The sequence below is a fragment of the Marinospirillum sp. genome, from assembly GCF_044810985.1.
In the GTDB taxonomy this organism is placed as follows: domain Bacteria; phylum Pseudomonadota; class Gammaproteobacteria; order Pseudomonadales; family Halomonadaceae; genus Marinospirillum.
In genome coordinates this window covers 2,874,976-2,889,045 of the sequence record NZ_CP085242.1, presented here as the reverse complement: position 1 = coordinate 2,889,045, position 14,070 = coordinate 2,874,976, and the positions used below count along the sequence as shown (strand labels likewise).

The window sequence follows — 14,070 nt, the reverse complement described above, 5'->3', positions numbered from 1 at the left end:
TGTTGGTGTACCCTGACAACACTGGCTCGCCTGACCTCTACTGTTGAATGAAGGACTCTCTGCATGACCCCTGAACTTTTTGCTTCTCTGGCCGCTCAAGGCTATAACCGCATTCCGGTCGCCAGAGAAGTTCTGGCTGACCTGGACACTCCGCTATCCACCTACATGAAACTGGCCCAGGCTCCCTACACCTATCTGTTGGAGTCCGTTCAGGGCGGAGAAAAATGGGGGCGCTACTCCATTATCGGTCTGCCCAGTAAGGAGCGCATTGCAGTGACCGGCCTCACTTTCCAGCACTGGCAGGAAGGTGAGCTGCTTGACAGCCGTGAGGTTCTGGATCCTCTGCAGGCCATTGAAGATTTCCAGGCCCGGTTCAAGGTTGCTCCCTTGCAGGGGCTGCCTGTTTTTACCGGTGGCCTGGTGGGTTATTTTGGTCATGACACCATTCGTTATATCGAACCCCGGCTGCAAAACACACCGCAAGCCAGAGCCAAATCGGACCCCTTGCAGGTGCCGGACATTTTGTTAATGGTTTCTGAAGAGGTGGTGGTTTTTGACAATCTCTCCGGCAAACTCTACCTGATCACCCATGCCGACCCGGCACAGGAAGCTGCTCTGGAAGGGGCTAACCTGCGTCTGGAAGCTCTGGAAATTCAGCTGCGTACCGCCACCCTGACCACCACCAGCCCCGGCACAGGTCGCGGTCAGGTGGAGGAAAGTGATTTTCAGGCTGGCTTCAGTGAAGCTGACTTTAAAACCGCTGTGGACAAAATCAAGGAGTATATTCTGGCCGGTGACATCATGCAGTGTGTGCTTTCCCAGCGCATGAGCCTGCCTTTTCAGGCCCAGTCGCTGGATCTGTATCGTGCTCTGCGCTGCCTCAACCCCTCACCCTACATGTTCCATCTGCAACTGGACGACTTTCAGGTGGTTGGATCTTCACCGGAGATTCTGGCCCGTCTGGAAGAAGGTGAAGTCACAGTACGCCCGATTGCCGGAACCCGTAAGCGAGGTACCAGTGAAGCCCAGGATCAGGCCCTGGAAGCTGAATTGCTGGCCGACCCCAAGGAAAGAGCCGAGCACCTGATGCTGATTGATCTGGGCCGTAATGACGTCGGGCGTATTGCCAAAACCGGCAGTGTCGAGGTCACCGACAGCATGACGGTCGAGCGTTATTCGCACGTCATGCACATCGTCTCCAACGTGGTTGGCCAATTGAAGCCCGAACTGAGTGCTCTGGATGTATTACGGGCCACCTTCCCTGCCGGAACCCTTTCCGGTGCACCCAAAATTCGCGCTCTGGAAATCCTTGATGAGCTGGAGCCGGTCAAACGCGGCGTTTATGGTGGTGCTGTCGGTTATCTGGGCTGGCAGGGCAACATGGATACCGCAATTGCCATACGCACGGCGGTGATCAAGGGGGGAGAAATCCATATCCAGGCCGGCGCCGGGGTGGTTGCCGACTCCGTGCCCCAGATGGAATGGGAAGAAACCCTGAACAAGGGCAGGGCGGTTTTCCGTGCCGTCGCCATGGCGGAAAAAGGGCTGGACAACCTTTAATAATCCACTTCCCAGAAGATATCCAGCGAGTTTTCGATGGAGCTGACGACTTCAATATAAAATTGTCGTGTCAGCTCGTAGCGAATGGCAATCCGGCTGATATCTTCATAGATCCCTACCCCGTAGCGCACACTCAAACGTCGATTCAGGTAGCCCGCTGCCACCAGGCTGGCTTCCTCACCATCGCCTTCGGTCGACAACTCAAATTCCCTGATGCCTATCGCCTCGCCCACACTGCTGGTGTAATCAGAAATCCCGGCCAGCCCCATGGATAAAGCCAAGGCATTGATGTCTGTTTCTGCTTCCAGAGGGGCACCGGTCAGTAGCCAGGACAAGGCCTGTTCATTGGACATGGCCGGTTCGGAAAAGATTTCGGTTTCCGGTTGGTCAACCCGCCCGGTTATCCGAATACCCACAATGCCCGGTGGAATGTCTCTCACCGCTTCCACATCCAGAAAAGGCAGGTCAACCGGGCCGTTGAAGTTCAGGCGCGCCCGTCTCAGACGCAAATCCTGACCAAAAGACTGGTAGGTTCCTCTGACCAGCAAAAGCTCGCCACGGGCATCCAGGTTCGTGCCCAGGCGCAAACGTCCCTGGAGATCAGCCTCCAGACCCAGAGCTTCGAGTTGTAATGCTTCACTTCCGACGATCAACTCCAGATCCATCTGAAAACCTGTCACCAGGGAAGACTGGGTCTCGGACCGGTTTCTGACTCGGGCATCCGGGGATACTCGCACGGCCTGCCGGGGCAATTGCTGGATTTGTACGTTTCCGGACGGAATAGCCAGGGTGCCACTCAGACTCAGACCCCCCTTTTCCAGATTCAGGGTTACATCCGGATGCAGTTCCAGGTTTGCCCAGGGTTCAACCCGCACATCGATCCGCTGCCCGGTCACCGCCAGCTGTCCCTGGAGTTCATCCTGCCAGTCGATCCGACCCTGCAACTGGCCTTCACCCCGCTGACCGGCCTGAAAATCACCAGCAACACTGGCCTGATGGGCCTCCAGGATTATTTCTGCATCCAGACGTCTGAGGCTGACCGGCCACTGCAAATCGGTTGCGCTCACCTTCTCCAGCTGCAAGCTTCCCCAGACTTCGGGAGCCAGCAGATGCCCGCGAAATTCGCCTTGCCCCTGTAGGGTGCCGGAAACATCATCGGCTTCAAGAAAAGGCAGCAGTAACTGCAAGTCGGTATCCTGCAGCAGGTAGTGGCCGGAGAGGGCGCGCTCACCCGAGTTGGCATCAGCCAAGAGATCCAGACGCAGTTTCAGCTCATTCTGTCCCAGGCGCTCACCGATCAATTGCCAGCCAGCTTCCAGGTAGTCAGGGCGCAGACGCAGATCCAGAGCCAGCTCCTGATAAACAAAATCCACCCACTCGCCTGTTTGATTGACCTCATCCGTCTGATAGACACCCAGCTCCCCCCCGCGGGCATCCAGATGGAGATCCAGGCTTGGCCCCTGGGGCTGCCAACCGAGTTGCAGATTCCCCTGAATGTCTCCCAACCAGCGCAGGTTATCCGGCAAAAAGGCGCTGATGTTCTGCAAGTCAAAGGGAACCAGCTGGTAAGCCAGTTGCAATTCATCTTTTGCATTCGGTTGCCAGCCTCCAGTCAGAGTCAGGCTGAGAGGTTGCTCGGCATAATGGGCACTCAGCTGGATCTTCTGCTCTTTGCTGATGCCATCAAGACTCAGCTGGATTTGTTCAAACGCCAGGGAGTCACCCAGTTGCAAACGTTTGCTGATACCCTGCAGCTTGACCGGTTGCTCTCCCCGGTTCAGAGACTTCAGCCCCGAATACTCCAAGGCCAGGGCGGTTTCTTCAAGCTGTCCATCCGGCCAGTTGAGTTCTTTTGCCGAGGCCCTGAAGTGGTAGTCCCCCTTGAGGAGCAATTGCTGCCAGTCTCGCAGGTCGGCCCAGTTTGAGCCGCCTTCCCATAGTGAGGGCAAACGGGCATCGGCGGTGACAACCAGATCACCACTGATACCTTCAACCCAGGGCTGTGTCAGCTGACCCAGATCGGAAAAATGACTGGACAGGCTGGCTTGCCAAAGATCCGGGGTCAGCTGCACGCTGGCATCCAGATGCTCGTTGTTGACACCCTCGAGGCTCACCTGGGGCAGCCTGAGTTGGTAGTAGTGATCCTGGCCCTGCCAAAGTAAAGCAAAATCCAGATCGGCTGCAAAAGAGTAATCAGCCCGTTGCAAATCACCCTCCAGATTACCTTCCAGATCCAGATCCAGCTCTTCTGCCCAACTCAGCCACTGCTGAGAGGCACCGGACTGCCGATCCAGCAAACCGGCCGTAGAGGGCAAGGGCGTTAACAAGTGGGATACCGGCAGGCTTGCCTGCAAACGAGCCTGGAGTTGCAGTTCGTCTTCTTGCAGCAGAACATCGGTGACCACTTCTCCGGCCAGTGACAACCGGCCCTGTTTGAAATCAGCATCCAGCGTCAGCTGCTCCTGCTGCCAGGGCAAGACGGGAGGATTTTGGGTCCACAGCTGCCAGGGAAACTCGGGCCCCAGGAAGTTCTGCCAATCCAGTTTTAATTCTGCATCCAGTGCCTCCGGACCCTGACTGAAGCTGGCCAGCAGTGAAGTCCAGTCAACCTGGCCGGAAAGACGGGCGCGGTGCTGATGCTGATGACTGAGCTGCAGTTTTTGCACCTGAATGCCGGAAAAATCCAGTTGGCTGTCCAGATCCAGCAGAAAAATCTGCTGGTCAAGAAGCAGCTGGCCATAGGCTTGCAGCTGCCAGCCCTGGTTTAAATTACCACTCATTTCCACGAGCAGGTGATCCAGGAGGGCTTTATCCGACCAGGGCGCCAGCCATTCCGGCAGTGGCTGCTTCCCGGCCTGCCAGAAACCCGCTGCAGGCAGCTCAATGGCTTCCAGCTGGATCTGTGCAGGAAGCTCGGGGGTAAACAGGGACAAGCGGCCTGAGGCCGTAACCGGCAAGCCTTCAGCCTGCAGGCGGGTCAATTCCAGGTGTTGCAGGCTGCCCGTCACTTCAGCATTTAGGTTCAATTCTTGTAAACGGCCTTGCAGAGCAACTTGCAGAGGCCAGTCATCCTGCATGTCCAGGTGACCTTGAGCCTGCAAAAACTCTTCGTCGTCCAGAGGCACCCAGGGGGTTTGCAAGTCGAGTTGCGACCACTCCACCCGAGCGCCCTGCCAACGACCGTCCACTAGGGTCAGTTGCTGAAAATGCTGTTGTTGATTAACCTGGAAACGACCCAGCTTCAGGACTTCCACGGTCATGGGCCAGGGCAGCTTGAGCTGTGGCAGAACCACCTCGGGCATTCTAAAGTCTTCCGGGTCCAGAGGAGCTTCAGAGGGTTCATTCAGGCCTGTTTGCACCTCCAGCTGCGAGGCTGCAACCTCTTCCAGGCAGATAGCAAAGCGCAATAAACACCAGGGCTGCCACTGGATATCCAGATCCGTGAGAATCACGGCCTGATTTTCACCCTGCCAGCTTAAGCGGTCAGCTTGCCAGTCATTCAATAAATACCCGGTGAAACCTTCAACTTCCACGCCCGGTGCCTGGCGCAATAGCCAGCCGCCACCCGGCTCACTGACAAACAGCCATAGAAAAGCCAGCAATAGCAACAGACTGACCAGGCTGAGGGTGGCTGAGACCAGGTAAACCAGCCAGCGAAGGATCAACTGCAGCCACAGAAAAGGCAGTAACAGACGTGCAGCCCATCTTTGTTTGAAATACAGCCAGGAGCGCCTGATCATATTTCCGGCCCCAGGGTAAAGTGAATCCGCCAGCCACCCAGGTCATCATCCAGGCCCTGGGCAAAATCCAGGCGTAGCGGGCCCACCGGTGAAACCCAGCGCAGGCCCATTCCCAAGCCAACCTTGGGTTCCTCCAGTTCATAGGGCTCCAGCACCGCATCCCCGGCATCGGCGAACAGAGCCAAGCGCCAGCGCTGAGCCAGGGCATACTGATACTCCAGACTGCTGGTCATCAGATAGCGCCCACCCACCAGGCGGCCATCACTGCCTTCCGGTGCCAATTCCTGGTAACCGTAACCTCTGACACTCTGATCACCCCCGGCAAAAAAGCGCAGCGAGAGGGGAACCCGGTTAAATTCGTTGGTGGCCGTACCGGCTGCACGCCAGCGAATCAGTAAACGATGCTTGTCCCAGAGAGTCGTCAAACCCCGGGCCAGCAAACTGATCTGTAAAATATCCACATCCGCAAAAATATCCTCGCGGCTGCCTTCCACATCAACCTGTAAACGATAGCCGCGATTGGGATCAACCCGCCGGTCGCTTTGCAGCAAACCATAGCTGATCCCCGGGAGAGTCAGCCAGGTGGCCCCTTCATCTTCACCAACCTGATATTCTTCTCTTTCCCCGCGCAGTGACAGCACTCGCTCCCAGCCGTTGCTGTGTTGTGAGAACCATTGCACCTGGGCACCGTAACGACGACTTTCCTGGTCATCAAAACGTTCATTTTCCAGGCTGCTGCTCAGACGCAGCTTGTCGGTCATGGGTGGGGTCAGGGGAAACTCATACCAGCCACTCAGGTTTTGCTGAGGCTCAGATACCTGGGCATCCACACCCCGCCGCAAACCTCTGGGGTTGACCCAGTGTTGAACCCAGCCAGCGGTGGCACGCGGCCCCAGGTCAGTGGAAAAACCCAGACCCAGATTCAGGGTGCGAGGTTCTCTGGCCCGCACCAGGGCTTCAACAGGAATCTGCAGATCCTCATTGGCCGCCTCTGGCTCGGCATCCACCAGCACCTCCTGGAAATAACCACTTTCCCGCAATTCCCGGCTGAGCTGTGCCAGTCGATCTGTGGAATAGGGCATACCGGGAACGAAGCGGACAAAGCGCTGCAAAAATGCTTCATCCAGAGCCTCTTCATGGTCAAAACTGACTTCACCCAGACGATAACGAGGGCCGGAATCAAAATGCAGGTTGATGTCCGCCACTTCCGCCTGAGGATCAATTAGGAGTTCCTGCAGGGTAAAGCGGGATGAAAAATAGCCATAGGTCAAAGCGAGGTTGCGAAAATGCCGTTTGGCAGCCTCATAGTGGCTGTGATTGAGAGGCTGTCCCTGGCGCAGTTGCGTGGTTGGCGGCAAGGTAAAGGCAGGCTGCTGCAGCGCTTCCCCAGTCAGACCCAGGTTGACCTGCCCAAGCATGACCGGGCGACCGGTTTGTATCACAACCCGCAGGCGGGCCGGTTCACTTTCTTCAACCTGCAGATCCAGTTGGTAGTTGTAATAACCAAGAGCTTCCAGTGCCTTTTTGATTTCACCCTGGGCAAAGCGGGCATAGCGTCGCATTTCACGCGCACTGCGGTCGGCAACCTCCCCCAGATAGGCTTCAATATTGCTGCGCAGGGCCGGGTTTTCCGGGTTCAGCTCCAACTCAAGGTTGTCCGCCAGCAATGCTTGCGGCCCCAGAACCAGGAAAACCAGCCCGAGGGTCAGAAACCCGCGTTTAAGAGCAGTGAAAATCAACCACATAGCCCGCAAATTTGCGCAGATTAATGACCCCGATATCCAGCAACAGATACTGGCCCTTGATGCCTAACAACTGCCCCTGGATGTCCGGTGTTTTTTCCGGATTCAAAGACTTCACCCTGGCGGGATAATTCAGGACTGGATAATTAAAAAACCAGGGTTGCGAGTCCAACTGCTTTACAGGAGTTGCAGTGCAATCTTCCAGTTTCTGCTGGTAGTCAGCCATGACCTGGCTGGCTTCAGCCTGCAGGTCCAGATCCGGCACCTGGTTTTTGAGCATGGCCTGCCAAGCCGTTTTGTCTTTCAGGGTCTGCGCCAGCAGGGTTTCGACCTGGCCGGAAGAGAGGCGATCAGGCACTTCAAAGAGGGGCAGGGCCGTCACTGCACCCTGATCCATCCAGCGGGTTGGCATCTGGGTTTTACGGGTAATGCCGACTTTCAAACCACTGGTGTTGGCCAGATAAACCAGATGCGGCTGAAAACAATGGGCTTCCCCCCAGGCTGGTTCACGGCAGGTGCCCAGGTGATAGTGGCATTTTTGCGGCTGGATGATGCAGGAATCACACTGGGCGAGCTTTTTAAAGCAGGGATAACAATAACCCTGATTGAAGCTTTTCGTGGTTTTTCTTTCACAGTGGATGCAGTGAATCTCACCACTGAATTTCAGGCTCAGATGCTGGCCCAGCAAGGGATTGAGGGCAACCCGGCTCTCCGGTTGGGCCGGATCAGTCAGCCGTAACTCATACTCCACCTCCGCCGCATGGCGGGTGGGCATTTTTCTCAGGCGCCCCTGATAATGCATGCGGTTACTGTCCTGAATCGAGAATTTTAACGGCTTCCACAGCCTCGGTTTTCTTTTTAAGCTTGGGTGCAATATAGCCCACACGTTCTTCTTCAGGAACACCTGCCGTGGCTTCGTAGCGCAACACCGCCTCCATGCTGATTTCTCGTTGCTCCGGCGTTAGGGGTTGGCCATTCGGCCATTTGCCCAGCTCGACACCGGTTTTAAGCGCCTGGTAAATATCAGGTGTCATTTTTTCAATCATTTCTGCAAAGGTCATAGAGAAGTCTTCCTCGTGTTGGCCGTGCCTGATGAAGGCCAGGGTAGAAACGCAAAAGCCAGACCCGCCAACAAACCACCCAGGTGGGCTTCGTTGGCCATATTAATGCCCAGGGATTGCGACCAGGGGGTCATACCAAACAGCATCCAGCCCAGCATAAAACCCATCATGCCGGGTGTGAGTCCCAGTTGCTGACCGGGATGGCGTCTGTCCCAGAGCCAGGTATAACCCAGATAAGCATAAATCACACCGGAAAGCCCACCAAACTGGCTGGAACCATTGACCAGAAACTGGGCGGCATTGGAAACCAGAGCCGCAAAAACAACCAATAGAACCAAGCGCAAACTGCCCTGATGGCGTTCCATTTTTTCCCCCAGAACCCAGGTCCAGAGCAGGTTGAAGACCAGATGCATCCAGCCAAAATGCAGGAAAATAGGGGTAATCAGCCGCCACCACTGACCGCTGGACAGGGTTGCACTCAAGGGTTGACTCACCAGCTCGCGTCCCTCAACCAGCATGGGAGTAAAGGACACCAGAAAAAACACCAGAGGCCCCACCAGCCATTCAAAGGCCAGAGTGACCACTATTGCGGTGGCCATCAGAATAAGGGTTGCTGGTCGTTGTCTGAAAAACAGCCACCCCCCGGATGGGTGACCTGCTGTTTTTTGTGATTGCACGTCACCCCGCTGCCAGGCGTCCAGAGCATCACGGCAGGCCGGTAGCTGTTCAGCGCTCAACAACCAGAAAGCATGACCACCTGTCGCTTCATCCGGCAGCACACGATGCCCGATTTTAGCCTGCCAGAGATGGCGAGATAATGGCATGGGATCCTGGTCACCGGGCAGCACGAAGATTTTCAGCATAAGATATCAGGTACCTGGGCAAAAAAAATGGCGACCTGAAAAGGCCGCCAAAGCAGGGATCATCATGAGGAAACTACACCTGCTTTGAGGGAAGGATTATACGGAAGTTCCCCAGCCGTTTCAGATTTTCTGATTTTTTTCTGCAGTCATCTCTGCACGCAACTCATCCAGGGGCGGAAATTCATCCCGCTGCACTTCCACCCAAACAAACTTCCCGGCATCCAAAGCAGCTTCACCATCATAACGATAGGCCACCAGACGCCCGTATTTGACTGCACTGTAGTCCAGGCAGGCAAGATTGGGGCGGATCACTGCCGGAAACCCCTGGCACCAGTAGTGACCAAAGAACAAAGAGGGTTCATCGGGCGGATAGTAGCACAGCTGCTGCTTGTCCTCGTCACTCAGGAGGCGACTTTCCAGCACCGGACTCAGGCGGTCGGGTTGAAACAGAACATCCCCCCAGGTGCGGGGTTGATCCACCCAGTAACTGGTACGAAAACGATCCCGGACAAAACCATCACCACTTTTCTGGGTCACACCTTCAGGCAACTTCAACCAGGTTCCCCGCGTACAGCGGTCAACCACCCGAAATTCAAAACTACCGGGGACGGCTGAACGCCGGAAAAAATCGGCATCCATACAGGCATCAGGATGCTGCCGGAGAAATTCAGTCATCAGAGAGCGATCCCAGCAGGCATGAACCACGCGCAGACCTTCGTCTTCCAAAGCCAGGGGAACGTCCATAAACCAGTCCAGAAAAGCCTGCCACTCCTGGGGGTAGTGGGCAAACTGATCCAGGGTTTCCTGAATCACCCGTTGATGGCGGGCATTATGCTCGCGCAGCGGACGCCCCTGATCATCATGGGTAAAGTAGGCCATGGCATTGTATTCATGATTGCCCAGCACCATGCGTGCCGTACCTGCATCGATCATATCCTTGACATCGTGCAGCGCCTGGCGCACCCGTGGCCCCCGATCCACGATATCCCCTACAAAAATCACCTTGCGGCCTTCGGGGTGTCGCCAGGCACCGGCCTGGTGCCGATAACCCATCAGCTGCAGCAGGTGCCGCAGCGTATTGCCGCAACCGTGCACATCACCGATCAGATCATAGCCACGCATAACACAGCTCATCAATAGTTGCTGTGCTGGGAATTCCAGCCCAGTTTGCTGCGGCAGATCTGATAAAAATCATGACCCAGCGGATGAATCAGTTTGAGCTTATGCGGCTTTTTGCGAATGTAGATGACATCGCCGGGCTTGGTGACCAGGTGGGTCTGGCCATCGCAGGAAACATGCGGATAGGTTTCATTGGTTTCCGTGATGATGATTTTGATTTCACTGTTGCCATCCACCACGATGGGGCGGCTGGACAGGGTGTGTGGAAACATGGGCACCAGCACCAGAGCATCCAGTTTGGGGTGCATGATGGGGCCACCACCGGAAAGCGCATAGGCAGTAGAACCGGTGGGTGTGGAAACGATAAGGCCATCGGAACGTTGGTTGTAAACAAACTGACCTTCAATATACAGATCAAATTCAATCATGCGTGCCGACTTGCCCGGATGCAGAACCACATCATTCAGGCCATCTGCCGAGCCGATGGGTTCACCTGCACGCATGACTTCAGCATCCAGCAAAAAACGCCGTTCAGAGGTGTAATGCCCAGCCAGCACCTCGGCCACTTTTTCTTCCAGGTCACTGGGGCTGATATCGGTCAAAAAGCCCAGACGTCCACGGTTAACACCCAGCACAGGGACACCGGTTCTGGCCATGGCACGAGCCGCACCCAGAAGACTGCCATCCCCTCCCACAACAATGACCAGGTCACAGATTTCCGCCAGCATTTTGCGGTTGGCTTCCTGGAAGCCGTGTCCCAAAAGCACCGTTGCCGTACGGTCTTCAACGATAATCTGGTAGTGGTGTTCATCCAGATAACGCATCAACCTCTTCAGGGTTTCCACAACCCGTGTACTGCCTAACCGGCCAATCAGGCCGATATTTTTAAAGCCCGGTTTTTTCATCAGAACTTATAGCCTGCACCCAAAGTAAAACCCTCAAGCTCCATTTCAGCCGTTTCCAGGTAAACCATATACTCCAGATCCACAAAAACCTGATCAGTCAGGAAAAAAGCGGCACCCAGTCCATAGCCGATTTCCAGCTCACTGGTGGTTTCTTCGGCTTCACTGAGAGAGGCAGTACCCAGGCCCAGCTTGCCATAAGGCCGGAAAGAGTCCAGAGGCACTGAAAAGGTCGCATAGAGGCCGAACAGTCGATCCAGGCTCACTTCAGCTTCTGCATCTTCCCCACCCAGGGCAAAATGCATTTCCGCCCCGACAAAAGTACTCAACTGCTGCCCAAAACGTATCTTGAGGCCCTCTGCACTGGCTTCACCTGAATTCCAGGAATGCAGACCACCACTGACATAGCTGTAGATGTCATCATACTCATCATAAAAAGCCTGAGCAGTGGCAAAGGGCAGGAAAAAAGCCAGGGTTAACAGCCCTGAGGCCATCCAGCGCTTCATCGGTAAACTCCTTGTCCAGTTTAGGATCGGTATTCAGCCCGATTAAACACTGAATAAAGACGAATTACCAGAGTCACGAGGCTCTGGCTGCTTCCACTCTGGGTTTAACCCAGGACTCATTAATCCACAGCGCCAATAGAATAATGCCTCCACCCAACGCCAGGCGCAGCAAATCCACATCCCGGTTCCAGATCAGCAGATTGACCAGCAAACCTGCGGGAACCAGGGCATTGTTCATGATGGCCAGGGCGCCAGCATCCACCAGAGTCGCCCCCTTGTTCCAGAGAAAATAACCCAGACCCGAAGCAACGATACCCAGCCACAAGAGAACACCCCACTGCAGACCCGTGGTCGGCAGGCGTTTCCAGTCACCCAACACCAGCATTGCCAACAAGGCAACGGCAAAGGCACCCAGGTAAAAATAGCCAAAGACATCACGATGACTCAGATTCACCTTGCCTTGCTCCTCTTCAGCCAGCATGATTCTACGATAAGCCACCTGACCAAACCCAAAGCAAAGGTTGGCACCTTGCACCAGTAAAAAGCCCAGCACAAAGTCAGCACTGAGTTCGTTATAACGGATCACCCCGGCCCCTACCACGGCCAGCAAAGCGGTCAACAAATAGAACAATGTAAAACGCTTTTGCCAGAGGTCATCCAGCAGGGTGATATAAATCGGTGTAAAAACCGTGAACAACACGACCTCAGGAACACTCAACAGGGTAAAGGATTGATAAAAACAGATATACATCACACCCAGTTGCACACCGCCCACCGCCATCAACTTGATAGCCAGGCGCAGAGGAATGCGCGCAAACTTCAGTAACGGCAGAAAAACCAGACTGGCCAGGAGCGTTCGGGTCAGTACCGCAAAGTAGCCATCAACGCTGGCTGCCAGATAAACACCGATCAGGCTGAATGAAAATGCCCAGAGTAGAGTCACACCCCAAAGATAAGTCACTTGTTAACCCCTTAAAAATATTAAGTTAACAGATTATAGGTTTGCTGAAACTCATCAGCAAGCGCCCCTTTAAACCCTCGGCAATAACCCACATACTTGCGACCAGGCTAATATTCATTGGAGACGGACATGCAGCAACGTGAAACAGACATCACCATCATTGGCACAGGCACAGCGGGAATGGCCGCCTACAAGGCCGCCAAAAAATCCGGTCAAAGAGTTATTGTCATCGAAGGCGGGGCCTATGGCACCACCTGCGCCCGTGTAGGCTGCATGCCCAGCAAACTGCTGATTGCCGCAGCCGAAAACGCCCACCAGCTCGAGAAAGCCAAAGAATTCGGTATTCATTTAACGGCCGGATACCGGGTTGACGGACATCAGGTCATGCAACGGGTGCGCAGGGAAAGGGATCGCTTTGCCAACGCAGCTGCAGATATGGTTCTCAACTGGCCCGAAGAAGATCGCCTGCGTGGTTATGCCCGGTTTATTGATGCCAACACCCTGGAAACCGACACTGGCTTTCGCATTCACACCCGTACCACGGTCATTGCCACCGGCTCCAGCCCCTTCATACCGGCTCAATTCCAGGAGGCTGGTGACCGCCTGATCTGCAATGAAGACCTGTTCAACTTCGAAAAGCTGCCCGACTCCGTGGCTGTATTCGGCCCTGGCGTTATCGGTCTGGAGTTGGGGCAGGCACTGCATCGTCTGGGCGTCAGGGTTCGGCTGTTTGGCCGGGGCGGCAGCATCGGGCCGTTGCAGGATGAAAAAATTCGCGATCTGGCCCGAGAGATTTTCAATCAGGAGTTTTCCCTGCTCGACGACGCCCAGGTAGAGACTATCCAGCGCTCCGACCAGGGGGTGGACATCTGCTTTGTGGATCAGCAGGGGCAGGCATGCCGGGAGAGCTATGATTACCTGTTGGCGGCTACGGGAAGACGTCCCAACCTGGAGTCATTGAACCTTGAAGCAGCTGACCTGCAACTGAACCCAAAAGGTTCACCGACAGCCGATCCCCAAACCGGGCAGCTTTACCTGAAGTCCGGCAAGGCAGCCCCCATCTTTATTGCCGGGGATGTCCAGAACTATCGCCCTCTGCTGCATGAAGCCAATGATGAAGGCCATATTGCCGGACAGAATGCAGCCAGCTGGCCGGATCTCCACCCGGTTCCCAGGCGCACACCCCTTGCCGTTGTTTTCACTGACCCCCAGATGGCACTGGTGGGTGCCAGCCTCCCACAACTTCAGGAACGCCTGGGAAGCGAAAACCTGGTCATAGGTGAAGTCAGTTTTCACAATCAGGGGCGCTCCAGGGTGCTCCTTGTTAACAAAGGGCTGCTAAGAGTCTATGCTAATAAGGAAAGTGGTGTTTTATTGGGAGCCGAAATGCTGGGTCCGGCAGCGGAGCATCTGGCCCATCTGCTGGCCTGGTCGATCCAACAACAACTGAGCGTCCCGCAGCTTCTGGAGCTGCCCTTCTACCACCCGGTCATTGAAGAGGGTCTGAGAAGCGCGCTTCGCTCGGCAGCGGCCCAACTGGATTAAGGAGCCTCTGATTAACGTGATGAGCGCAGGTTAGGGCAGAATTCATTCCTGATGAATCTCTGCACTTCCAG

The 14,070-nt window shown here is 55.3% G+C and carries 11 protein-coding genes; 2 read left to right on the top strand and 9 right to left on the bottom strand.

Annotation, left to right across the window (positions count from 1 at the left end; translation table 11 throughout):
* The first annotated feature begins 63 nt into the window (after positions 1-63).
* Positions 64-1,560, top strand: coding sequence for an anthranilate synthase component I (gene trpE, locus LG323_RS13650; RefSeq protein WP_404417269.1), 1,497 nt, complete (start codon positions 64-66; stop codon positions 1,558-1,560).
* On the opposite strand, the gene LG323_RS13645 is transcribed toward trpE, so the two are convergent.
* The 9 genes from LG323_RS13645 to LG323_RS13605 form a co-directional block, all read right to left on the bottom strand.
* A complete protein-coding gene (locus tag LG323_RS13645) occupies positions 1,557-5,300 on the bottom strand; it encodes a translocation/assembly module TamB domain-containing protein (protein WP_404417266.1) in 3,744 nt (1,247 codons plus the stop codon). The two genes, trpE and LG323_RS13645, sit on opposite strands and share 4 nt — an antisense overlap.
* Entirely contained in the window at positions 5,297-7,039 is a 1,743-nt protein-coding gene (locus tag LG323_RS13640; RefSeq protein WP_404417263.1) for an autotransporter assembly complex family protein, read from the bottom strand. Before LG323_RS13640 ends, LG323_RS13645 begins: the two co-directional genes overlap by 4 nt.
* Complete coding sequence (locus LG323_RS13635; RefSeq protein WP_404417260.1) at positions 7,020-7,844, bottom strand: DUF2797 domain-containing protein; 825 nt, start codon at positions 7,842-7,844, stop codon at positions 7,020-7,022. The genes LG323_RS13640 and LG323_RS13635 overlap by 20 nt, the downstream gene beginning before the upstream one ends.
* Before the next feature lie 4 nt (positions 7,845-7,848).
* Entirely contained in the window at positions 7,849-8,103 is a 255-nt protein-coding gene (locus LG323_RS13630; protein WP_310695036.1) for a DUF1315 family protein, read from the bottom strand.
* Entirely contained in the window at positions 8,100-8,966 is an 867-nt protein-coding gene (locus LG323_RS13625) for a rhomboid family intramembrane serine protease (protein WP_404417256.1), read from the bottom strand. The genes LG323_RS13630 and LG323_RS13625 overlap by 4 nt, the downstream gene beginning before the upstream one ends.
* A gap of 120 nt (positions 8,967-9,086) precedes the next feature.
* Positions 9,087-10,088 carry a metallophosphoesterase gene (locus tag LG323_RS13620; RefSeq protein ID WP_404417253.1) on the bottom strand — a complete coding sequence of 334 codons (1,002 nt, stop codon included), beginning with the start codon at positions 10,086-10,088 and terminating at the stop codon, positions 9,087-9,089.
* Between the two features lie 11 nt (positions 10,089-10,099).
* Positions 10,100-10,990: an NAD(+) kinase gene (locus LG323_RS13615; protein ID WP_310695042.1), complete on the bottom strand. Its 891-nt coding sequence runs from the start codon at positions 10,988-10,990 to the stop codon at positions 10,100-10,102.
* Positions 10,990-11,493 carry an outer membrane beta-barrel protein gene (locus tag LG323_RS13610; RefSeq protein WP_404417250.1) on the bottom strand — a complete coding sequence of 168 codons (504 nt, stop codon included), beginning with the start codon at positions 11,491-11,493 and terminating at the stop codon, positions 10,990-10,992. Before LG323_RS13610 ends, LG323_RS13615 begins: the two co-directional genes overlap by 1 nt.
* A gap of 73 nt (positions 11,494-11,566) precedes the next feature.
* On the bottom strand, positions 11,567-12,454 hold the full coding sequence (locus LG323_RS13605; RefSeq protein WP_404417247.1) for a DMT family transporter: 888 nt from the start codon (positions 12,452-12,454) through the stop codon (positions 11,567-11,569).
* A gap of 129 nt (positions 12,455-12,583) precedes the next feature.
* Between LG323_RS13605 and LG323_RS13600 the strand changes: the two genes are divergently transcribed.
* Positions 12,584-13,999 (top strand): dihydrolipoyl dehydrogenase, encoded by a 1,416-nt coding sequence (locus tag LG323_RS13600; RefSeq protein WP_404417244.1) that lies wholly within the window; start codon positions 12,584-12,586, stop codon positions 13,997-13,999.
* The last annotated feature ends 71 nt before the right edge of the window (positions 14,000-14,070 follow it).